This window comes from Mycobacterium sp. DBP42 (assembly GCF_005924235.1).
In the GTDB taxonomy this organism is placed as follows: Bacteria; Actinomycetota; Actinomycetes; order Mycobacteriales; family Mycobacteriaceae; genus Mycobacterium; species Mycobacterium syngnathidarum.
Genome location: NZ_VCMY01000020.1, coordinates 15091 through 36450, shown reverse-complemented (window position 1 = coordinate 36450; position 21360 = coordinate 15091). Strand labels below are relative to the sequence as shown.

Genomic DNA, 21360 nt, shown 5'->3' with positions numbered 1-21360 from the left:
AGGTTACTCATGCCGAAATCGGCAAAACGTCGACTGATCACCATGTTCATGGCCGCCGGAGTGGTCGGTGCAATGGTGCTCAGCCCATCCGCCTACGCGGACCCCGAGGTGCCGCCAGCACCCGTCGACCCCGTAGTCCCAGGCCCCCCGCCGGGCGCGTACATCCCGCCGCTGCCGGCCGATCCGGCGGCTCCGGATGCCGCCGCTCCGGGTGCACCGACGACGCCCGCGCCGATCATCAACTACGGCTCCCCGACCGTTCCGTTCACCGAGGGCGACGCGCCCGGGCAGAACTCCACGCCGTTCACCGGTGAGGCACCGTTCGTGCCGCCGTCGTTCAACCCGGTCAACGGGTCCATGGTGGGTGTGGCCAAGCCCATCTACATCAACTTCCAACGGCCGATCGCGAACCGCCAGATGGCCCAGGACGCCATCCGGATCACCTCAAACCCGCCGGTGGCCGGCCGCTTCTACTGGGTCACCGACACCCAGTTGCGCTGGCGCCCGCAGGACTTCTGGCCGTCCAACACGGTGGTGAACATCGACGCGGCCGGCACGAAGTCGAGCTTCCGGGTGGGCGACTACCTGGTGGCCACCGTCGATGACAAGACCCACCAGATGGAGATCATGCGTAACGGGAAGCTGGAGAAGACCTTCCCGGTGTCGATGGGCAAGCCCGACGGCAAGCATGAGACCAAGAACGGCACCTATTACGTGCTGGAGAAGTTCCCCGACATCGTCATGGATTCCTCGACCTACGGTGTGCCGGTGGACTCCAAGGAGGGCTACAAGCTCAAGGTGAAGGATGCCGTCCGCATCGACAACAGCGGCATCTTCGTACACAGCGCCCCGTGGTCGGTCGCCCAGCAGGGCAAGACCAACGTCAGCCACGGTTGCATCAACCTCAGCGCCGAGAACGCCAAGTGGTTCTACGACAACTTCGGCAGCGGCGACCCGGTGGTGATCAAGAACACCGGTGGAGGCTGGTACAACACGCCGGACGGTGCCTCCGACTGGCAGATGTTCTAGACGAACGTTCGATACAACAAAACCCCTGCCCGTCGGCAGGGGTTTTGTTGTGTCCGGGGCTAGTTCCAGATCCGGACCCGCTGGCCCGGTTCCAGGTACAGCTCGTCGGTCTCGGCCACCTCGAACGCCTCGTAGAACGAGTCGATGTTGCGGATGACGCCGTTGCAGCGGAACTCCGGCGGCGAGTGCGGGTCCACCGCCAGCCGCCGGATCGCCTCGGCCTCACGAGATTTCGTCCGCCACACCTGCGCCCAACCGAAGTAGACGCGCTGCACGCCGGTCAGGCCGTCGATCACCGGCGCTTCTTCGCCCTTCAACGAAAGTTGATAGGCGAGCAGGGCGATGGACAACCCGCCGAGGTCGCCGATGTTCTCCCCGACCGTGAACGCGCCGTTCACATGGTGTGAGCCGTCCAGCCCACGCGGGGTGAACTTCTCGTACTGATCGATCAAAGCCTTTGTCCTGACCCCGAATTCGGCACGATCCGCATCGGTCCACCAGTCCACCAGGTTGCCGTCACCGTCGTACTTGGCGCCCTGGTCGTCGAAGCCATGGCCGATCTCATGCCCGATCACCGCACCGATACCGCCGTAGTTGGCCGCGTCGTCGGCCTCGGCATCGAAGAACGGGGGTTGCAGAATGGCTGCGGGAAAGACGATTTCGTTCATGCCCGGGTTGTAGTAGGCGTTGACGGTCTGGGGCGTCATGAACCATTCGTCGCGGTCCACCGGACCGCCCAGCTTGGCCAGCTCGCGGTCGGAGTTCACCACATGGCCACGTCGGTAGTTGCCGTACAGGTCGTCCCGCTCGACCACCAGCGCCGAGTAGTCCCGCCAGCGGGCCGGATAGCCGATCTTGGGGGTGAACTTGTCGAGCTTCACCAGCGCCTTGGCCCTGGTCTCCGGCGTCATCCAGTCCAGATCGTCGATGCTGACCCGGTAGGCCTCGCGCAGGTTGGCCACCAACTCGTCCATCCGGGCCTTGGCCTCGGGCGGAAAGTACTTCGCGACATACAACTTGCCCAGGGCATCACCCATCAGGCCCTCCACCAGGGAGACGCCGCGCTTCCACCGGTCCCGGTTCTGTTCGGTGCCACTCAGTGTGCGGCCGTAGAAGTCGAAGTTCTCGGCCACCAGCTCATCGGTGAGCAGCCCGGCGCGCGAATGGATGACACGCCAGCGCGTCCAGGCCTTCCAATCCTCGAGATCTTCGCTCGCCCACAGCGCGGCGAACGCCGTCACATAGTCAGGCTGGCGCAGCACCAGCTCCGAGACCTTCTCGGGGGTGGTGCCGAGCGCACCGAGCCACCCGGCCCAGTCGAACCCGGGGGCATCGCCCGACAGGTCGGCGAACGTGCGCAGGTTGTAGGTGAGGTCGGCGTCGCGGCGCTTGACCACATCCCAGTGCGCGGCGGCCAGTTTGGATTCCAGCGCCACGATCCGGGCCGCGATGTCGGCGGGATCACCGGCCCCGTCTCCGTACACGAGCGCGAACATCCGGGCGATGTGACCGGGGTAGGCGGCCAGGATCTCGGCGTGCTGCTCGTCGCGGTAATAGGACTCGTCTGGCAACCCGAGGCCGGACTGGCTCATGTGCAGCAGGTAGCGCGTCGAATCCTTGGAGTCGGTGTCGACGTACACCCCCGCTCCGCCGGACACCCCGGTGCGCTCCAGCCCGCCCAGTACCGAGGCCAGCGCATCACTGTCGGCGGCGCCGTCGATCAGGGCGAGCTCGGCCAGCAGTGGCGCCAGGCCACGTGTGGCGATGGTCTGCTCGTCCATGAAGCTGGCGTACAGATCACCGATGCGCTGCTCGTCGGTGCCGGCCGCAGCGCCGGAAGCCGCCGCTTGCGTGATCAGATCGCGGATCTGTTCCTCGGCGCGGTCATGCAGCAACCGGAAGGCGCCGTCGGTGGCTCGGTCGGCGGGAATCTCGTAGTCGGTCAACCAACGGCCGTTGACGTGGCCGAACAGGTCGTCTTGCGGGCGGGCCTGCGGGTCGACATGGTTCAGGTCGATACCCGACTTGATCGCTTCTACCGTCACCCCGACATTCTTCCAGAAGGCCGCGGGTGCGCTGGGCGGGTTTCGCTGCCGGTACCCTCACGGCCATGCCTGAGGCGCCGAGCAAGGACAGCAAGGACAGCACAGCCGATCACTCCGACGGTGTCCTCACCGGCTTCGGCTTCGCCTCGGCCGTCGCCGGCGTGATCGCCGTCGTAGCGGTGGTCCTGGGCGCCATGGTGTGGACCGGCCATCACAGCGAGTCCGACGAGCGGGCCTACCAGACCCGGGTGCTGCGGACGGCCGCCGACTGGACCAACATCCTGATCAACATCAACAAGGACTCCGTCGAGGCGGGTATGCAGAAGCTGCGCGAGGGCACCGTCGGCCAGCTCAACTCCGACTTCGACGCGGCCGTGCAGCCCTACCGCGACCTGGTGCAGCGGCTGCAGGCCCGCACCACCGGCCAGATCGACTCGGTGGCCATCGAGTCGCTCTATCACCCGCCGCCAGGTCCGGACGGCCGCCCGATGCCGGAGCCCCAGCCCGAGCTGACCGGGATGGTTTCGCGCACCGACACCGTGCTGGTGGTGGCCACCTCCGTCAGCGAGAACGCCGGCACCGACAAGCCCCAGACCGTGCGCTGGACCCTGCGGGTGGACGTGTCCGACGTCGACGGCACCCTGATGATCTCGCGGTTGGAGCCGATCCGATGAGAAACCGGTTGCGGGTCCTCGCTTTTGACGTCGCCGCCCCGTTGGCAGCGATTGCGGCGCTGGCGTACATCGGCCTTGCCTTGGCCTGGCCGCTGTGGTGGGTCTCGCTGTGCTCGGTGCTGTGCCTGCTGATCGTGCAGGGCGTCATCGTCAACGTCGTGCTGGCGCGTCGCGACGGCGTGACCGTGGGCACCGACGACGACGGCCCCGGGCTGCGGCTCGCGGTCGCCGGTGTGGCCGCGGCCGCCGTGGTGGCCGCGGTGACGGTGGGGTACCTGCGCTGGACCGTGCCCGATCGCGCATTCAACGACGACCGCGACGAGGTGGTGCGGATCGCCAGCAGCGTCTCGGAGGCCACCGCCACCTTCAGTCCGCAGAGCCCGACCGCCTCGATCGACCGCGCGACAGCGATGATGTCGCCGCAGCAGGCCGAGCAGTTCAAGAACGAATTCGCCAACGTGGCAAAGGAATTGGCGAGTAAGAACGTATCGGCCACCGCCTCCACCGTCTCGGCGGGGGTGGAGGCGCTGGGTCCGCAGGTGGCCAGTGTGGCCGTCGTCCTGCGCGGCACTCAGAGCGCGCCCGGCAAACCCACGGACAACGCGGTGATGGCACTGCGGGTGGCACTGAGCAAGACCGACGGGCGCTGGCTCGTCGACAACGTCACGCCCTTGCACTCACGCTGAGCGCAGGCGACTACTTCGCGGAGCGCTGCGCGGCGAGCTTCGCGAACCGGTCCGAGAGCCGTTGCATGCGCAGCAGCAGCGAGGCGGGCGGGCTGACGGTGCCCTCCAGGTAGTCGGCGAAGGACTCGTTGGACACCCCGCAGCGCGAAGCGAATTCGGGTGCCTGCAGTTCGGAGCGGCGCAGCATGGCCTGGATCTGGTGGGCGACCTCGGCGCGCTCGGTGGCCTCGAGGTGCTCACGGGTGCGCACCAGGACCTCCGACAGTGCCTTGGACACGCCGTAGGGGCGGGCGGTCTGCAGCACCTCCTCGACCTGGCGGGCGGTGCGGCCGTACGGATCACGCTTGATCGCGGCGACGATGCGTTGCCAGACCGCCATGTCGTCGGTCTCCAAGGCCGCGCGGATCGCCGCGGTCGGCCAGTACTCGACCGGCCGGTCGTCGAATGAGGGTTGACGCTGCTGCGGCGCGGCCTTCGCCGGACGTTGTTGTCGCGGCTGTGCCGGCTGCTGCGAACGCTGTACCGGTGTGCGTGGTGTCTGCGTGCCCTGCCCCTGTGTGCGCTGTGCCGTTGTGTCCTGCCCAGGAACGCGTTGCTCCTGTTTCCGTTGTACCTGGGCGGGCGCTTTCTGGGGGCGTTGTGCGGAACTGCGTTGCGCCGAATTGTTTTGTGCCGAAGTGCGCGGGGTCGTCGAGCGCGGTGCGGACGCGGTCCGCTGGGGCGGCGCGGTGCGCGGGGCCGTCCGCTGGACGGGGGCGCGCTGGGCCGAGCTGCGCGGCGGCTGGGCGCCTTGGCCGCGTGGTGCGCCGGGCCGTCGAGGAGACGATTGCACCGGCTGAACCTCGTCGCGACGCGCGATGCGTGCATCCCTCGATTCCCGGACGTCGGGCGCCAACGTCACTTCGCCTCCTCCAGCATTGCTACCGCAACTGACAGGCAGCGCTGCCTGACCTTCTCCCATTCGGCAGCCGCATCCGGGTCCGACATCACGAAGTCGTGCTCATCGGACGGCTGCGGGTCGGCCAGCCGGCGCACCAGCTGCGTGGCGACCCATCTGCTCTTCGGGTTCTGCCCACAGTAATACCGGTCCATGCCCGACAACACCAGAGCTGCAGTTTCGGTTTCCACCGAATCGACGAGATCAGCAAACTCTTCATAGTCTTTGGCGCTGTTACGGCACATGATCAGATAACTTTTCAGCCGCAGCGTTTCGGCCCCGGTCGGGATCTGCAGCCGATCACCGGTCGGCAGTTGCACATTGGTGGTCTCGACCGGGCCGAGCCGCTCCATCGGTGCGCGCTCCGCGTCTGCCTCGGTCTCCAGCGCGTCGACCGCCACCGAGAGCCGGCCCCGCCACATCGTCACCGGATGCACCCCGGGGCACCGCTTCGGGCCACCGGGCCGCCGGGCCGCCAGCCGCGAAGACGGTTTGCTGCAGCCGCTGAAGGCAAGCGGATCCGTGACGATGATTGTTTGCGGGGCAAGGTGTTTCATTTTCGCGGCGGTGCGGACCATCATGCGCAGGTCGGAACCGCTGGGCCCCAATGCGGAGATGTCGTCGGGAATGATCACCAGGTCGGTTACCGCGACCTTGGCCAACGGCTTCTCGAAATCGACCTCGGGCAGCAGCCGATCCAGCCAATGCGGCAGCCACCAGTTCCACTCGTCGAACATGGCCATCAGCGCGGGCACCAGGATCAGCCGGACCACCGTCGCGTCGACGGCGATGGCCACCGCGCACGCCACACCGAGCTGGGCCACCAACGGCATGCCGGCAAAAGCGAACCCGATGAACACCGCGATCATGATCAGTGCGGCGCTGGTGATGGTGCGCGCGCTCGTGCTGACGCCGTAGGCCACCGCGTCGCGGGTGCTGTTGGTCTGTAGGAACCGCTCCCGAATCCGGGTCAGCAAGAAGATCTCGTAGTCCATCGACAAACCGAAGGTCATCGCCAGGACGAGCGGCGGAACGGTGCTGTCGAGCGAGCTGATCTTTTCGAACCCCAGCCCCTCGAACCAGCCCCACTGGAAGACGACCACCAGGCTGCCGTAGGCCGCGGCCACCGACAGCACGGTCATCAGCACGCCCTTGAGCGCCAGGAAGACCGACCGGATCGACACCAGCAGCATCACGAACGCGATCAACGCGACGAACAGGAACACCAGCGGCTGGGTACTGGAAACCCGATCGTCGAAGTCCTTGATCAGCGCCGTCGGACCACCGACGTCGACGTTCGCATCCGAGCCCGCGGCCTGCGGCAGTTTGTCCCGCATCCAGTCGATGGCCTCGCGGGCGGCCAGATCCTCGGGATCGACCTTCAGCACCGCCGACAGCAGTGCGCTGGTGTTGTTGTCGGCGAACACGGGCGGCTGCACGGTCTGCACGTTGGGTGCCCGCGTCATCTCCTGGCGCACCGCGTCGAGTGCGGCGGTGGCGTTCGGAGAGGTAGCGTCGGCTCCGTCTCCTGATGGAAAGGTCACCAGCACGCGCACGGGGCCCAGGGCTCCCGGACCCAGCGCATCGGCCGCCGCGTTGACCCCGCCGCGGATCTCGTGGGTGGGCTCGAACTGGCGCTGCATGCTGTTGCCCAGCACCATGCCGAAGGCCGGTGCCGCCAGGATCAACAACAGGATGGTCGCGGCCAGGGCCGAGGCCCACGGACGACGCATCACCGCCCCGGTCCATCGGGTCCAGAACCGCGATTGCGTCGCCTCGGCGCGCCGGGACCAGTGCAGGTACGACGAGCGCTTGGCCGCCGCGCTGCCGAACGTCGCCAGCACGGCCGGGGTCAGGGTGGTGGAGGTCAGTACCGCGACCGAGACGGCCAGGATCGCGCCGGTGGCCATCGAGACCAGCACCGGGGTGTTGATGATGTAGATGCCGGTGACCGAGGCGATGACGGTGAGGCCGGACAGGGACACCGCGAGGCCGGATGTGGACATCGCCGCATCGACCGCGTCGGCCGGATCACGCCCGGCGCGTAGCTCCTCGCGGTACCGCATCAGGATGAACAGTGAGTAGTCGATGGCCAGGGCGATGCCGAACATCGACACCGTCGAGGTGACGAACACGCTCATCTGCGTGTACATCGACAGCAGATAGACCAGACCCATGGTCACCACGACCGTGCAGATGCCGAGCACCAGTGGTAGTGCCGCGGCGGCCAGCGAACCGAACACCGCCAGCAGCACGATCAATACGATCGGCAGGTTCCATTTCTCGGCGGCGGCGATGTCGTGCTTGGTGGCCTCGGTGGCGGCCGCTCCGAGCGCGCCCTGCCCGATGACGTAGAACTTGACCCTGCCGTTCTCACTCTCGCCCGGCTCTTCGCCGTGCACACCGACTTTCTGGCGCAGCTGCTTGGCAACGTCCACCGCGCCGGTGTTGTTGAAGTCCAGCTGCAGGGTGATCACATAGGGCCGGTCGGGCTGCGGGGCCGGCTGCTGAGGATTCGGCACGATCTTGACGCTGGGCACCTCGCCGGCGACCTTTTCGAGCCACACCACCGCGGAGTTCATGTCCTGGAACGAGGCATCGGCGCGGGGAGACGCGATCAGGGCAAGCGGGGACGCGCCCTGGTCCGGGAAGTGTTCCTCGAGTTGTCGCTGGACGTGGAGCGACTGGGAACCTTCGACGTCGAACCCGCCGCCGGTGAGATTGGACGACTGGTTGATCGCGAGGTAGATCGAGGGCACCAGTAGCAGCAACCATGTCGCGAAAACCGCCCAGCGGAATCTGCGCAGATAGCTGCTCAAGCGCATCATGAACTGCTGGATGCGAGATCCCCGCTTTCTCCCCCCCAACATGGCTGGGCGTGTCCTGGCTCGTGTCAGCGAGAGCGTACCTCCACCGGTGTAATGTGGCCCGCCCTCTGACGGTTCTGAGATCGCGCTGAGACATCTCACAGCAGGCGTCCGTAGCGTTGCCGGGGTACGTCGGCGCCGCCGTGCTAACGGATTCGCCCGGCGCGGCGACATAGCCAAGGACGACCCCGGCTGACGTATGCGCCGGGGCCCACGCTGAAGGAGTACCCATGCAACCGATCAACGCTGGACTGCGCCGCGGTCTGGCCGCCGCACTCGCGGTGACCGGCGCCGGCGGGGCGATGGTGGCCGCACTCGTCGTCCCCTCCGCCACGGCCGCGACCGATCCGTGTGCCGCCAGCGAGGTCGCCCGCACCGCGGGCAGTGTGGCCACCAACATCGGCAACTACCTGGACACGCATCCGCAGACCAACCAAGCCCTGACCACCATCAGTCAGCAACAGGCCGGGCCTGGATCGATTGGCGCGCTCAAGAGCTATTTCGACGCCAACCCCCAGGCGGCCAAGGACATCCAGCGGTTGCAGCAGCCGCTGGCCATCCTGGGCGGCCGCTGCAAACTGCCGGTCAGCCTGCCGCAACTGATGGGCTTGGCCGAGGCCGCCCAGCAGGGCGGCGGGACCGCCGCCGGTGGTTTGCCGGGCGGGCTGCCCTCGGCACAGAACGTCGGTGTGCCCCGCGCCGCGGTGCCCGCGCAATCCTCGCCGGCCTCGGCCGTCACGGCGGGCTCCGGTCCGCTTCCGGGTCCCGCGACGGCATCGACCCGCTAGCTCGGGTGCCGTCGCGTCGCCGTGGGCGACGTCGCTGAACTGCGGATTCATCAGGCGGACCGGCGGTTTGCGTGCAAGGCAGGAAAGTCGTCGAGGATTCTGCTTAGCTTTCCTTCAGCCGTTGACCGTTTCGGTGACGGCCTCCCGACCCGATGAAGGAGCTCGACCATGTTGCTCTCGGCCCGAAATGCGCGGCGCGTGGTGGCCGGCGTGGCCGGCGCCGGCGCCGTAGCCGGTGCGATGCTGTTCGGCGCCATCCCGTCGGCGCTGGCCGACGACCCGGCGAACAACCCTCCCAATTGCAGCGCCGCCGATCTGGCCGGTGTGGCTTCGGGTGTGTCGGCATCAACCTCGGCGTACCTGTTCACCCACCCCGATGTGAACTACTTCTTCACCAGCCTTGAAGGCCTGCCGCGCGAAGAGGTTCGCACCAAGGTGCACGACTACCTCGAAGCGAATCCCCAGACGAAGGCCGAGCTGACAGGCATCCGCCAGCCGCTGGTAGACCTGAAGAACCGCTGCGGCGAAGCCCCGGCTCCCTCCATCCCGTAACCGAGTGCGGGTGGAAGCAACCCCCGCCAGCGGTGAAGGACACGTGACGCCCGAGAGTTTCAGCCGCACGGTGCTGATGGTCGACGACGACCCGGATGTGCGTACCTCGGTAGCCCGCGGACTGCGGCATTCGGGGTTCGATGTCCGGGTCGCGGCGTCCGGCAAGGAGGCGCTGCGGCTGTTGTCGAACGAGTCGCACGACGCGCTGGTCCTCGACGTGCAGATGCCAGAGCTCGACGGCGTCGCTGTGGTCACCGCACTGCGGGCCTTGGGAAACGACATCCCGATCTGCGTGCTCTCGGCCCGCGACACGGTCAACGACCGCATCGCGGGGCTGGAAGCCGGCGCCGACGACTACCTGACGAAACCGTTCGATCTCGGCGAGTTGGTGGCCCGGCTCAACGCCTTGTTGCGCCGGGCCAGCCACGCCGAGCGCGCGCCGGACACCATGACCGTCGGTGCGCTGACCATCGACACCGCCCGCCGATTGGTATTCGTCGCCGGGGAGCGTGTCGACCTGACCAAGCGTGAGTTCGATCTGCTGGCCGTGCTGGCGGAGAACACGGGTGTGGTGCTGTCCCGGCAACGGCTCCTCGAGCTGGTGTGGGGATACGACTTCGACGTGGACACGAACGTGGCCGACGTCTTCATCTCGTATCTGCGCCGCAAGCTGGAAGGGCCTGACGTTCCGCGCGTCATCCACACCGTTCGCGGGATCGGGTACGTGCTGCGGGAAGATACGTGAGGACGCCATGAGAACCGGGGCCAGGTGCGACTTTTCAGCCTGATCCGCTCGGCGTCGTTGCGTACCAGGGTCGCGGTGGCTGCGGCGTTGGCGGCCGCGGCGGTGGTGGCTGTGTTCACCATCCTGACGTCAGTTGTGCTGGCCAACAACGACTCCGCGCAGTTGGACCGCAGGCTCGATTCGATTGTCGATGCCAGCATCAGCCCCGAGCATCTGCAGGATCCCACCCGTGGGGTGCTGACCACCGGCCGCTCGCGTTCGACCGGGCAGGTGGTGTTCCAGCGGGGTTTCCAGTTGCCGGCACTGCCGCTGGGCACCGAGACCGTCGAGGTGAACGGTGTCGACTACCGGGTGCGGACTGTGCAGCTGGAGCAGCACGGCGGAGTGCTGATGTCCATCGGTATCCGTGCGGACAGTATCTTGCTGAGCCCCAACAGGATTCCGCTGTATGCCGGCTTCGGGGTGGTCACCGTGCTGGTGGCCGGCGGGCTGGGGTGGCTGCTGGCCGGCCCGGCCATCCGGCCGCTGCGCAAGCTCACCGAGCACACCTCGAAACTGGACAGTGGCACCGACACGATGCCGAAGGTGCGCGGCGTGCGCGAGGCGGAGGAGCTGTCGGAGGCGATGGCGGGCATGCTCACCCGGTTGGCTGCCGCGCAACGGGCCACCACCAATTCCCTTCAGGCCGCTCAGGATTTCGCCGCCAATGCCGCCCATGAGCTGCGCACGCCGCTCACCGCGATGCGTGCCGACCTGGACACGCTGCGCATCCACAATCTTCCCGAGTTCGAGCGCGACGAAGTGGTGGCCGACCTGTCCAGGGCGCAACGACGGGTCGAGGCGATCATCACCGCGTTGGGCCAACTCGCCTCGGGGCAGCTGGCTCAGGCCGAGGATCGCGAACTGATCGACATCGCCGACTTGCTCGACCGGGTGGTCAGGGAAAGCGCCAGGGGCAGCGGGCATGTCCAGATCGACGTGCAGGTGGCCGACGACGTGGGCCTGGTGATGGGCTGGCCCGGTGGGCTGCGCATCGCGCTGGACAACCTGGTGCGCAACGCCATCATCCACGGCGAGGCCACCCGCGTCGCGTTGACCGCGCACCGCGGCGACGGGCACCTCGTCATCACCGTCGATGACAACGGCCGCGGCCTACCGGTCGAGGAGCACGAGACCGTACTGGGGCGGTTCCGCCGGGGTAGCACCGCGATGGCGGGTGGCTCCGGCCTCGGCCTGGCACTGGTGGCTCAGCAGGCTCAGTTGCACGGCGGTGAGATCACGTTGTCCAACGGCCCGCTGGGCGGTCTTCGTGCCGTGTTGACCGTGGCGATCTCCCCGACAGGGGTTGCGGCTCAGGCAGATTGACGGCGCCGCAGTGCTGCGAACACTGCCCGCCAGCCCAGCAACAGCAGCGCGGTCACCAGTGAGGCGACGACGATGAAGCTGACCGCCACCCCGGCCGAGGTCAGTTTGCGTAACACCATGCCGACCACCACGGTGCTGACCCACACCACAATCCCGGTGGGCGCCAACGACGTCGGGCGTTGCCACCCGCGGGAGATCAACCAGCCCGCCACGGTGCCGGCCAGGAACGGCCATGCCGTCTCGGCGACCCCCGCCACCGTGATGCCCTCGGCGTGGCTGCGTCGTCCGATGGTGCAGAACACCACCACGCAGATCAGGTCGGCAACGAAGGCCGCGCCGCTAGCTCGTCGCATATGTCATCACATCCAGTACCAGTGGGCTGACGTCGGTTTGGTCGCGCTCGGCGAAGCCCGGTTGCCGTGCGGCCGGCTTGCCGTCGAACAGTGCGTCGGCGGCGGCCAGCGAGGTGAGCCGCGAATCGAGCCGGAACGATTTGAAGGTAAATGGTAAGCCATTGGAAGCCAACGGATCCGGACCGTCCATCACATGGAAGTGCAGGTGCGGTGCGTCGGAGTTGCCGGAGTTGCCCAGGGCGCCGATCACCTGCCCGGCGCTGAGTTTGTCACCGGGCTTGACCTTGAGGCTGTTCGGTTGCAGGTGGGCGTAGAAGGCGTAGTTGCCGTCACCGATGTCCTGCACGATGTGGTTGCCGCCGTACTGCTGCAGGGTGAGGCCACGCGGCGTCACCCCGGGAACCTGCTCGTTCAGGCCGTCGAGAACCGCCACCACAGGCCCGTCGGCCACCGCGTGGATCTCCGCACCGAAGTACGGGTAGCTCTCGACCTTCGCGCGGTCCCCGGTGGACAGCCGCCCGTCGGCGCCCAACCGCACGTAGTCGATCGCGAATCGTTCGGCAGCCCAGACCTTCCCGTTGATGGGGTTGAGCGCCATCCGGTGCGGTGTCATATCGCAGCAGCTGTTGGCGTCCGCCCAGTTCTCGCCGGTCAGCGGTGGGGAGATGGACACCGGCTTGCGGGTCTGCACCGACACGGGCGCCACATGCTCGGTCAGGGTCGGCGGCACTAGCGGTGGCATCGGCTTGGCCACGGTGATCCCGAGCTCGTGGGTGAGTTCGGTCGGCACCTGGGCCGGGTCGTCTGCGACGACATCCAACCACACGTAGGCACTCTGGCCGGGGTTGAGGACATTGGTTGCGACCGCGGAGTTACCCATCGCCCTGGTCCAGTACTTGAGGCTGTCCCCGGACAACGTGAGCAACTTGCGGTCGGCCGTCGCGGCGCTCAGGGAATTGAGGGTGACCGTGCCCGGTGAGGTGTTGGTCAAGACGAGCTCGTAGGCCAGATGGGTGCGGCCATCGGTGGCGGCCACTGGAATTGGTTCTGCCAGAACCGATCCCACCACCGGAGTGACCTCGGGTGGTGGGGCGGTGGTTGTGGTGGACTCCGATTGCGGAGCCTCTGCCGACGAGCACCCGGCCAAGATCAGGGCGAGCACTGCGATCGGATACCGGATTCGCATGGACGTCTCCTAGCGCTCGGGTTCGGGACGGGGGCAGTCGGGGTCCTGTGGCTGTATCGGCGGCCCGCCGCCGGCGTCGGGATCCAGGTCCTTCTCGGTGCGGAACATGAAGAAGAACACCACCCAGCCGATCGCCGAGATGAATATCCAGCTGACCAGCCGGTAGATGAGCATCGCCGAGATGGCCGAGGCCAGCGTCAGGCCGGAGGAGACCAGCCCGGGTACCAGTACGGCCTCCACCACCAGCAGCCCGCCCGGCATCAACGGGATCGATCCCACCGCGCGGGCTGCCGCGTAGGCCACGGTGACGCCTGCCAATGAGGGATGACCACCCGCGGCATAGCAGGCGAATGCCAGGCAGGCCACGTCGGCGATCCAGTTGAACATCGACCAGCTGAATGCCACCGCGAGATCGCGCCGGCCCAGGCTGACCGACTCCAGCTGCTGCAGGATCTCTCGCCATTTGGTCAGCCCCGTCTCCGACGGCTTGCCGCGCAACGAGTTGACCCACGAGAGCACCTTGACCCCGATGCCGTCGATCAGCTCGGGTCTGGTGGCCACGGCCTGGGCCAGCAGGATGATCGCCAGGAACGCGCCGACGGAGAAGATCAGCGAGAGCGGGTTCTTGCTGGCGCCCAGCAGCAGTGCGCCGCCGAGACCCAGCAGCGCCAGGCCGACGACCTGCAGCACTCCGGACATCACCAGCTGCCACGAGGCCACCAGAGGTGAGGCACCCCAGATGCGTTGCTGGCGGTAGACGAAGGTCGCCGAGAGGACCGGTCCACCGGGCATCGTGGTCGACAATGCGTTGCCTGCGTAGAACGCGGCCTCCGAACGCCACTGCTTGACGGGCACGCCCGCCGAGCGCAGCAGGGTCCGCTGGATCTGGGCGAAGCTGTGCATCGAGGCCATCGCGGCGCCGACGGCCGCCAGCACCCACCATGCGTTCGCCGTCAGCAGGCTGCGCCAGGCTTTGGCCAATTGGTCCCAGACCAGGGTCACTTCGACGGCGAGCACAATGACTGCGAGTGCGATGACCACCCATCGCGCCCACCAGTACCTGCCGCGCGTGGAGCCGGCCCGGACCCGGGCGGTGTCGGCGGGCGCGTCCTGTGACACGCCCTACAGGGTAACCGCGCAGGTCGTGTCGACATCGCCGGTTGCTGGGCGCGCCGCATTACGCTACCGGGATGGCACTGGATCCTGTTGCTGATGAGGCCGTGACGCCGTTCGTCCGCAAAGTTGCCGCCTGGTCATGGCGGCTGCTGGTCATCCTGGCGGCGGTTGTGGCGCTGCTGTGGCTGATCAAGCACCTTGAGGTGATCGTGGTGCCGGTGGCCCTGGCCACCATGGTCGCGGCGCTGCTGCTGCCTGCCGTCGACGTCATGGACCGTCGGGGCGCCCCGCGTGGCGCCGCGGTCGCCCTGGTGCTGCTGGCCAGCTTTGCGGTGGTGGGCGGCATCCTGAGTTTCGTCATCTCGCAGTTCATCGAGGGCGCACCGCAACTCGTGGAACAGGTGACCCGAAGCATCGACGGGCTGCGCAACTGGCTGATCAACGGACCGCTGCAGCTGAGCAAGGAGCAGATCGACCAGGCCGGCAACACCGCGATCGAGGCCTTGCAGCGCAACCAGGAAAAGCTCACCACCGGGGCCCTGTCCACCGCGGGCACCCTCACCGAGCTGCTCACCGGTGCGTTGTTGGTGCTGTTCACCCTGATTTTCCTGCTGCAGGGCGGGCGCGGCATCTTCGCGTTCGTCACCAAGGTGTTCCCGAGCCATGTGCGGGAGCGGGTCCGTGACGCCGGCCGGGCCGGTTTCCACTCGCTGGGCGGCTACATGCGGGCGACGTTCCTGGTGGCCCTGGTCGACGCGGTCGGTATCGGTACCGGCTTGGCGATCATGGGTATCCCGCTGGCGTTGCCGCTGGCCTCGCTGGTGTTCATGGGCGCCTTCGTCCCGCTGGTCGGTGCCGTGGTCGCCGGATTCGTGGCGGTGGTGGTCGCGCTGCTGGCCAAGGGATTCGTCTACGCCCTGATCACCCTCGGGCTGATCATCGCCGTGCAGCAGCTGGAAGGCCATGTGTTGCAACCGCTGGTGATGGGCCGCGCGGTGTCGATCCACCCGTTGGCCGTGGTGTTGGCCATCGCGGGCGGCGGTGTGCTGGCGGGCATCGTCGGCGCGTTGCTGGCCGTGCCCACGGTGGCGTTCATCAACAGCGCCACCCGCGTGCTGCTGGCCGACGATCCCGACGCCGAGGCAGCTCGGCAGGAGGACGAGGAGAGCGTGCTGATCGAAGCCGAGTCCGACGACCTCCCGGTGAAGGACTGATCCGGGGCGTCACACCTCGAACGTCGGCAGGCTACAGCCGACCCTCGCGACGCAGCAGATCCTGCGCGCTCATCCCGCCGCCGCGACGTGGAGGCTCGTTGTCGCGGGGGTTGAACTTCTCCGTCGACGGTTCCTGCTCGTGCTGGCGCGGGGTCGGACCCTGACCCGGGGCCGGGCCAGGGCCAGGGCCAGGCACCGGACCGGGGCCTGGGCGCTGGGCGTTGAATGCCGTCGTCGGCGCATTCCCACCGCCGGCGGGCGGACGCTGCTGTTGCGGCATCGCACGGGTGGCGTCGGCCGACGGACGCGGTGCCGGCGGTGCAGGAGGCGGAGGCGGCGGAGGAGGCGGTGGTGTGCCGTTGGACGGGCCTCCATTGGCCGGGCCGCCGCGCAGCGCACCCAACCACGATTCGATCTCACGGTCTTCGCGTTGCGGGGGAGGCGGAGGGCCTCCGGCCGGCCGCCCGGTCGGCTGTGGCGTGCGCTCGGTGTTGGCGTTGGTGTTCCCCGTCGCCGTGTTGACCGTGTTTACGGCCGTGTTCACCGCGTTGCGCACGGCGTTGCGGGCCATGGCGAACCGCGTGGTGGCCGGCTCCTGGTTGGGCTGCTGGCGGGGTTGCGCCTGAGGCGGATTGATCCGTGCCGTGCCTGCGGCCGACGGCGCGTTTGTCCGAGGCATCTGCGGACGCATCGGCTCGGCAGCCGGATGGGTCGGATCGTGTGGCCGCGGTGCCGGCAGGGCGCCGACACCGGCCAGCGCGCGCGGATCTTCTCCGGGCTCCTGGCCCATCGGACGCTTGCGCTCGTCGGGCAGTTCGGTCTCACCGAGGCCCATCTTCTGCTGAACCCGCTTCATCCAGTGCGGTGCCCACCAGCAATCGTCGCCGAGCAGCTTCATGATCGCGGGGACCAGGAACATACGGATGACGGTGGCGTCGAGCAGCAGGGCGATCAGCAGGCCGAACGCCAGGTACTTCATCATCACCAGGTCGGAGAAGGCGAACGCGCCGGCCACCACGGCCAGCACCAGGGCTGCACCGGTGATGAGGCGACCCGTGGTGGCGGTACCGATGCGGATGGCCTCGGCGGTGGACATGCCGCGTTCACGGGCTTCCACCATGCGGGACACGAGGAACACCTCGTAGTCGGTGGACAGGCCCCAGATCACCGCGATGATCAGACCGATCATCGGTGCCATCAGCGGTTGTGGTGTGTAGTTCATCAGGCCCGACCCGTGACCGTCGACGAACATCCAGGTCAGGATGCCCATCGTCGAACCGAGTGTCAGGGCGCTCATCAGCGCGGCCTTGACCGGTAGCACGATCGATCCGAACGCCAGGAACATCAGCACCGTGGTGGTGATGACCAGGATCGTCACCATCAGCGGCAGCCTGGAGAACAGGCTGTGGATCGAGTCCTGCTCCAGGGCAGGGGTGCCGCCGACGAACACGTCGATGCCGTGCGGAGGCTGCAGCGCCCGCAGATCCGAGATGTTCGTGGCCGCGTCGCCGCGGTTGATCAGGCCGTTCTGGATCACCCGGACGGATTTGTCCTTCGACCCGCTGTCGGTGGCCGGACGTTCCTTCCACATGGCTTCGGGATCGTTGTCCGGGTCGGTGAAGCCCTTGACCGTCATCGCCTTGGCGCGCATGTCGGCGATCTGGGCGTCGGTGATCGGCTCACCGTCTTCACGCTTCATCACCAGCGTGATCTGTTCGGTGCGGAAACCGGGGAAGAGCTTGTCGAACTGCTCCTGGGACTGGCGCACCGCGTTGTCCGGAGGCAGGTACTTCTCACTGATACCCGCCAGCGTGAGCGAGCCGATCGGGAGGACCAGCAGCGTCATGACGATCAGGATGGGCGTGGCGAACGCGATGGGCCGTTTCATCACGACGTTGACCAGCCGGCCCCAGAAACCCTGCTCCACTTCTTCGCGGGTCTTGGTCTTCTGGGTCTTCTCGGCGAACCAGTCGATGATCCGGCGCGAGAACGGCCAGTTCGCCAGGAACGGCACCTTCAGCAGCGTGGTGACGCCGAGCGCGTCGACCCGGGGCCCCAGGATGGCCAGGACGGCGGGCAGCACGGTGATCGACAGGAATGCCGCCAGCATCACCGAGGCGATGATGGCGTAGGTGATCGACTTGAGGAATCCGAGCGGGATCAACAGCAGTGGCAGCGAGGACGCCACGATGATCACGGCGGAGAAGGCCACGGTCCGGCCCGAGGTCATCACCGATCTTCGTACCGCAGCCTCGGTGTCATAGCCCTCGGCGAGCTCTTCTCGGAACCGGCTCACGATGAACAGGCCGTAGTCGATGGCGATACCGAAGCCCATCATCGTCACGACCGGTTGGGCGAAGAAGTGCACGGGGCCGAACTCGGCGGTGAATCGCAGGATGCCCAAGGCACCGCCGATGGTCAGACCACCGATGATCGCGGGCAGGGCCGCGGCGACCGCACCACCGAAGACGAAGAACAGCACCACGGCCACCAGCGGCACGATCGCGAGCTCGGCGCGTTTCTGGTCCGTGCCGATCGTGCCGGTGAGTTCACTGGCCAGTGGGTTGAGCCCGGCCAGTTTGATGTCGCCGCCGTTGACCTGTTGCAGGTCGTCCTCGACAGCCTGGTAGTTCTTGAGGATCGCGTCGTCGTCGTCACCCTTGAGGGGCACGCTGATGAAGGTGTGGCGCAGGTCCTGCGTCTTCATCTGGCTGACGGTCGGATCGGTGGTGTCGGGGGCTTTGAGCCAACCGACCCACCCGACGACCTGGTCCGGGTGATCCTTGACCACCTGGTCGAGTTCGCCGGTGACCTCCTTCTGCCACGCCTTGTCGGTGACCTTCTTGTCATCCGGCGGTGTCAGGATGGCGACGACGTGGCTGGTCCGGTCGCGACCGTAGACCTCGTCGCCCAGCAGCGACGCCTGCACCGACTGGCTGCCCTCGTCGTAGAAACCACTCTGGGTGACGTGATCTCCGAGACTGGCCCCGTAGACGCCGCCACCTAGGCACAGCGCCACCATGACACCGATGACGATGTACCTGAACTGGTACACCGTTCGACCCCACCAGGCGAACACTTAGGCTCCTAACTAAACAAATTCATGGTGACCCGCTGTTGCAAAATCGCGGTCTTCAGTTGTTACACACGCGCGGTCAGTAGCGATGAAAGCGGCCGGAATGGCTGCAGCCATGCTCCCTGCTCGGGTAGCGAGTCCAGGCCGATCCGTGGCAGCGGTTCCCGGAACACACCGGGAATATCCTCCAGATCGACAAACTCCAAGGTATCCGACGCTAGCGCCCAGCTCGCATGTTCGCGAAATCCGAGCACCTGCACCGGAGTGCCCTCACGGGCGATTTCTTCCAGCGGTTGCCGGAACGCTTGTCCGTCCGCCGAAGCCACCAGGACCGCTGCCAGCCCCTCGCTGCGACGCAGGGCGATGTGCTCGAGCATGTCGCTGTCGACATCGCTGTCGTCGTCGATCTTCGGCTTGGCGAAGACTGCGAAACCCACGTTGCGCAACGCTTCCACCCATGGGCGCACCACATCGGCACTACCTGGGGCGATGTTGGTGAAGACGGTGGCCTCGGGCTCGAGCGAGATGTCTGTGTCGTCTCCGGCGGAATCGCTGGATTCGGCCACCAGATCAGAGGTGTACTCGAGCAGCCAGCGACCCAGCGCGTCGAACCGGGGGCGGTGTGCGGCGGTCGGGCGCCCACCCAGGATCGCTCCCAATCCCATGTCCAGGTTGGGGGCGTCCCACACGAGCAGCACCCGACGGACGGGGGTGATCACCGCGGAATCGGGGGACCCGTCGGATCGGGCCTCTGCCTGGGCGGATGCGTCCCGCATGTCTTCGGTCACACTCATGGCCGTTTCTCCCAGACCAACTCGGTGACGTCGGGTCCGGCCAGGGCTTTGCGTTCGTACTTGGTGACCGGGCGTTCGACCGATATCGGAAGATGTGCGTCCAGCTGAACCCGCTGCAGCAGCGGTTCGGCGTCGCCGACCTCGGCGATGTGCTCGGCATATCCGGCGTGGTCGGTGGCCGCGTGCAGGATTCCGCCGGGCTGCAGCCGATCGGCGATCAGTGCCACGGTGGCCGGCTGCAGCAGGCGGCGCTTGTGGTGGCGGGCCTTGGGCCAGGGATCCGGGAAGAACACCCGCACGCCGGTCAGGGTCCCGGTACCGAACATGTGCTCCAGCACGTCGACGCCGTCCCCGCGCACCATGCGGATGTTGGTGACTCCGGACCGGTCGATCGCACTGAGCAGCTGGGCCAGTCCCTTGCGGTAGACCTCCACCGCGATCACGTCGAGGTCGGGTTCGGCCTGGGCCATCGCCAGTGTCGAGGTGCCGGTGCCGGAGCCGATCTCCAGGATCAGGGGGGCGGAGCGGCCGAACCAGGCCTCGGTGTCGAGGTCGACGACGGGCTTCGAATCCTCGTCACGGGCCTGCATCCCCAGCTCGGGCCAGAGCCGATCCCAGGTCTGTTGCTGGGCCGCCGACAGTGTTGAGCGCCGGGTACGGAAGCTGGTCACCCGGGGAAAACGGTGCGGCTGGGCGGGCGGCACGTCGGCCGCCTCGTCTGCCGGCGCCGGCGCACCGACGTCGGACCTGGACGGGTGCATCCGTCCATGGTCTCTTATCTGCGGCGTGGTACCCGCATCGTGGTAGAGATTGATACCCAACAGTTGCCTCAAGCCGCTGGGACTTAAACCTCTGTTCGCGGGTCCGCCCGGGTCGTGTCACGATTTTTCGTGGGCACCGGATGCGCCCGCCACCACGCAGGGAAGGCCGCCAGATTTTCGCAGACCAGCTCAGATGCTTTGCCGACCGTGACGGCGATGCGCGGTTGGCGGCGATCAGCGCGCGGGTGTCGGCTCCAGTGCGTGTGGATGTGCGGGGCCGTCGTGGCGTGGGCGTGAGCACGGTGGTTTCCGCGCTGGCCGGTGCGGGCCTCGATGCCGCGGAGGCGGCTGAGGCTGCTGAGGTCGGTGACGTCACGGTCTTGGTGATCGCCGAGGTGCTCAAGCCCGAAGACGAGGCCGTGCTCGCGGACCTGACGCGGGCGGGACGCCCGACGGTGGTGGTGCTGAACAAGGCTGATCTGGCCGGGTCCGGTCCGGGCGGGCCGATTGCTACCGCGCACCGGACGGCCCGGCGTCTGCAGCCGCGGGCCGCGGCACCGGTCGTGCCGATGGTGGCCCTGCTGGCGGTGGCCGGGGAGCTGGCGCCGCATCTGCGGGACGCCTTGCGGCTGCTGTCCGACGCGCCTGCGGACCTGACCTCGGTCGACGCGTTCGTGACCGGGGCGCACCCGGTGCCGCGGGCGGTGCGCACCGAGCTGCTGGAACGCCTCGACCGGTTCGGGATCGCCCATGCCACGCTGGCGTTGAGCCGCGGGGCGGACATTGACGCGTTGCCGGCGTCGTGGCGCCGGATCAGCGAGGTGGAGCGGGTGATGGTCGCCCTCGATGCCGCGACTGCGCCGGCCCGGTACCGGCGCGTGCAGTGGGCGCTGGCTGAGCTGCGCGCCATGGGGGGCCCGGCGGTGGCGCGCTTTCTGGCCGCCGACGACACGGTGATCGCAGTGATGGCCGCCGCTGTCGACGTCGTACAGGCCGAAGGGTTGACGGTGGATCCCGGCGACGATCGCAACGCTCATCTCTGCCGGGCCCGCCGGTGGCGGCAGTACCGCGACGGTCCGGTCAATGCCCTGCACCGCCGGTGCGGTGACGACATCGTGCGCGGGTCGCTGCGGTTGCTGAGCGCAGCAGGTGGCCGGCGGTGACCGACGTGG

17 protein-coding genes and 1 pseudogene are annotated in these 21360 nt (G+C 67.5%); 9 read left to right on the top strand and 9 right to left on the bottom strand.

Going from position 1 to position 21360, the window contains the following annotated elements; genetic code table 11:
- Positions 1-9 precede the first annotated feature (9 nt).
- Positions 10-1029: a L,D-transpeptidase family protein gene (locus tag E0T84_RS18400; RefSeq protein WP_070188452.1), complete on the top strand. Its 1020-nt coding sequence runs from the start codon at positions 10-12 to the stop codon at positions 1027-1029.
- A 59-nt stretch (positions 1030-1088) separates the two neighbouring features.
- On the opposite strand, the gene E0T84_RS18395 is transcribed toward E0T84_RS18400, so the two are convergent.
- Positions 1089-3074, bottom strand: a complete 1986-nt coding sequence (locus tag E0T84_RS18395; protein ID WP_070945497.1) for a M13 family metallopeptidase — start codon at positions 3072-3074, stop codon at positions 1089-1091.
- A 65-nt stretch (positions 3075-3139) separates the two neighbouring features.
- On the opposite strand from E0T84_RS18395, the gene E0T84_RS18390 reads away from it, so the two are divergent.
- Positions 3140-3748: a hypothetical protein gene (locus E0T84_RS18390; protein ID WP_138745145.1), complete on the top strand. Its 609-nt coding sequence runs from the start codon at positions 3140-3142 to the stop codon at positions 3746-3748.
- A complete protein-coding gene (locus E0T84_RS18385) occupies positions 3745-4434 on the top strand; it encodes a hypothetical protein (RefSeq protein ID WP_138745144.1) in 690 nt (229 codons plus the stop codon). The genes E0T84_RS18390 and E0T84_RS18385 overlap by 4 nt, the downstream gene beginning before the upstream one ends.
- Before the next feature lie 10 nt (positions 4435-4444).
- On the opposite strand, the pseudogene E0T84_RS18380 reads toward E0T84_RS18385, so the two are convergent.
- Together E0T84_RS18380 and E0T84_RS18375 are read right to left on the bottom strand one after the other, a co-directional pair.
- A pseudogene (locus E0T84_RS18380) lies at positions 4445-4906 on the bottom strand (XRE family transcriptional regulator); the annotation flags it as partial.
- A gap of 425 nt (positions 4907-5331) precedes the next feature.
- Positions 5332-8199 (bottom strand): MMPL family transporter, encoded by a 2868-nt coding sequence (locus E0T84_RS18375; protein WP_138745143.1) that lies wholly within the window; start codon positions 8197-8199, stop codon positions 5332-5334.
- 269 nt (positions 8200-8468) lie between these two features.
- Here E0T84_RS18375 and E0T84_RS18370 point away from each other — a divergent pair, with 269 nt between their 5' ends.
- The 4 genes from E0T84_RS18370 (at position 8469) to E0T84_RS18355 (ending at position 11688) form a co-directional block, all read left to right on the top strand.
- Positions 8469-9026: a hemophore gene (locus E0T84_RS18370; RefSeq protein WP_138745142.1), complete on the top strand. Its 558-nt coding sequence runs from the start codon at positions 8469-8471 to the stop codon at positions 9024-9026.
- 168 nt (positions 9027-9194) lie between these two features.
- A complete protein-coding gene (locus E0T84_RS18365; RefSeq protein ID WP_070188456.1) occupies positions 9195-9578 on the top strand; it encodes a heme-binding protein in 384 nt (127 codons plus the stop codon).
- A 76-nt stretch (positions 9579-9654) separates the two neighbouring features.
- The gene (locus tag E0T84_RS18360) at positions 9655-10323 is read left to right on the top strand and encodes a response regulator transcription factor (RefSeq protein WP_171055080.1); all 669 of its coding nucleotides are present in this window, start codon (positions 9655-9657) and stop codon (positions 10321-10323) included.
- 24 nt (positions 10324-10347) lie between these two features.
- The gene (locus tag E0T84_RS18355) at positions 10348-11688 is read left to right on the top strand and encodes a HAMP domain-containing sensor histidine kinase (protein WP_138745140.1); all 1341 of its coding nucleotides are present in this window, start codon (positions 10348-10350) and stop codon (positions 11686-11688) included.
- Here E0T84_RS18355 and E0T84_RS18350 read toward each other — a convergent pair.
- Genes E0T84_RS18350 through E0T84_RS18340 form a run of 3 tightly spaced genes read right to left on the bottom strand, consistent with a single transcriptional unit; the run spans position 11676 to position 14346 of the window.
- Positions 11676-12041 (bottom strand): DUF3054 domain-containing protein, encoded by a 366-nt coding sequence (locus tag E0T84_RS18350; protein ID WP_070188459.1) that lies wholly within the window; start codon positions 12039-12041, stop codon positions 11676-11678. The two genes, E0T84_RS18355 and E0T84_RS18350, sit on opposite strands and share 13 nt — an antisense overlap.
- Positions 12028-13227 (bottom strand): peptidoglycan DD-metalloendopeptidase family protein, encoded by a 1200-nt coding sequence (locus E0T84_RS18345; protein WP_110765148.1) that lies wholly within the window; start codon positions 13225-13227, stop codon positions 12028-12030. Before E0T84_RS18345 ends, E0T84_RS18350 begins: the two co-directional genes overlap by 14 nt.
- Before the next feature lie 9 nt (positions 13228-13236).
- Positions 13237-14346, bottom strand: coding sequence for a TIGR00374 family protein (locus E0T84_RS18340; RefSeq protein ID WP_070188460.1), 1110 nt, complete (start codon positions 14344-14346; stop codon positions 13237-13239).
- 71 nt (positions 14347-14417) lie between these two features.
- Here E0T84_RS18340 and E0T84_RS18335 point away from each other — a divergent pair, with 71 nt between their 5' ends.
- On the top strand, positions 14418-15557 hold the full coding sequence (locus tag E0T84_RS18335; protein WP_070188461.1) for an AI-2E family transporter: 1140 nt from the start codon (positions 14418-14420) through the stop codon (positions 15555-15557).
- 31 nt (positions 15558-15588) lie between these two features.
- On the opposite strand, the gene E0T84_RS18330 is transcribed toward E0T84_RS18335, so the two are convergent.
- The 3 genes from E0T84_RS18330 to trmB all read right to left on the bottom strand — a co-directional run bounded on the left by E0T84_RS18330 (position 15589) and on the right by trmB (position 20206).
- Positions 15589-18636 (bottom strand): MMPL family transporter, encoded by a 3048-nt coding sequence (locus E0T84_RS18330; protein WP_075909614.1) that lies wholly within the window; start codon positions 18634-18636, stop codon positions 15589-15591.
- A gap of 62 nt (positions 18637-18698) precedes the next feature.
- Positions 18699-19427, bottom strand: a complete 729-nt coding sequence (locus tag E0T84_RS18325; protein ID WP_070187680.1) for an NYN domain-containing protein — start codon at positions 19425-19427, stop codon at positions 18699-18701.
- The gene (gene trmB / locus E0T84_RS18320) at positions 19424-20206 is read right to left on the bottom strand and encodes a tRNA (guanosine(46)-N7)-methyltransferase TrmB (RefSeq protein ID WP_371726071.1); all 783 of its coding nucleotides are present in this window, start codon (positions 20204-20206) and stop codon (positions 19424-19426) included. Before trmB ends, E0T84_RS18325 begins: the two co-directional genes overlap by 4 nt.
- Positions 20207-20481: 275 nt before the next feature.
- On the opposite strand from trmB, the gene E0T84_RS18315 reads away from it, so the two are divergent.
- A complete protein-coding gene (locus tag E0T84_RS18315) occupies positions 20482-21351 on the top strand; it encodes a hypothetical protein (RefSeq protein ID WP_242663589.1) in 870 nt (289 codons plus the stop codon).
- The last annotated feature ends 9 nt before the right edge of the window (positions 21352-21360 follow it).

Coding starts and splice junctions, on each gene's coding strand:
- E0T84_RS18400 (WP_070188452.1), top strand. CDS start 10: ATGCCGAAATCGGCAAAACGTCGACTGATCACCATGTTCATGGCCGCC.
- E0T84_RS18335 (WP_070188461.1), top strand. CDS start 14,418: ATGGCACTGGATCCTGTTGCTGATGAGGCCGTGACGCCGTTCGTCCGC.
- E0T84_RS18390 (WP_138745145.1), top strand. CDS start 3,140: ATGCCTGAGGCGCCGAGCAAGGACAGCAAGGACAGCACAGCCGATCAC.
- E0T84_RS18370 (WP_138745142.1), top strand. CDS start 8,469: ATGCAACCGATCAACGCTGGACTGCGCCGCGGTCTGGCCGCCGCACTC.
- E0T84_RS18385 (WP_138745144.1), top strand. CDS start 3,745: ATGAGAAACCGGTTGCGGGTCCTCGCTTTTGACGTCGCCGCCCCGTTG.
- E0T84_RS18350 (WP_070188459.1), bottom strand. CDS start 12,041: ATGCGACGAGCTAGCGGCGCGGCCTTCGTTGCCGACCTGATCTGCGTG.
- E0T84_RS18375 (WP_138745143.1), bottom strand. CDS start 8,199: ATGATGCGCTTGAGCAGCTATCTGCGCAGATTCCGCTGGGCGGTTTTC.
- E0T84_RS18365 (WP_070188456.1), top strand. CDS start 9,195: ATGTTGCTCTCGGCCCGAAATGCGCGGCGCGTGGTGGCCGGCGTGGCC.
- E0T84_RS18360 (WP_171055080.1), top strand. CDS start 9,655: ATGGTCGACGACGACCCGGATGTGCGTACCTCGGTAGCCCGCGGACTG.
- E0T84_RS18345 (WP_110765148.1), bottom strand. CDS start 13,227: ATGCGAATCCGGTATCCGATCGCAGTGCTCGCCCTGATCTTGGCCGGG.
- E0T84_RS18325 (WP_070187680.1), bottom strand. CDS start 19,427: ATGAGTGTGACCGAAGACATGCGGGACGCATCCGCCCAGGCAGAGGCC.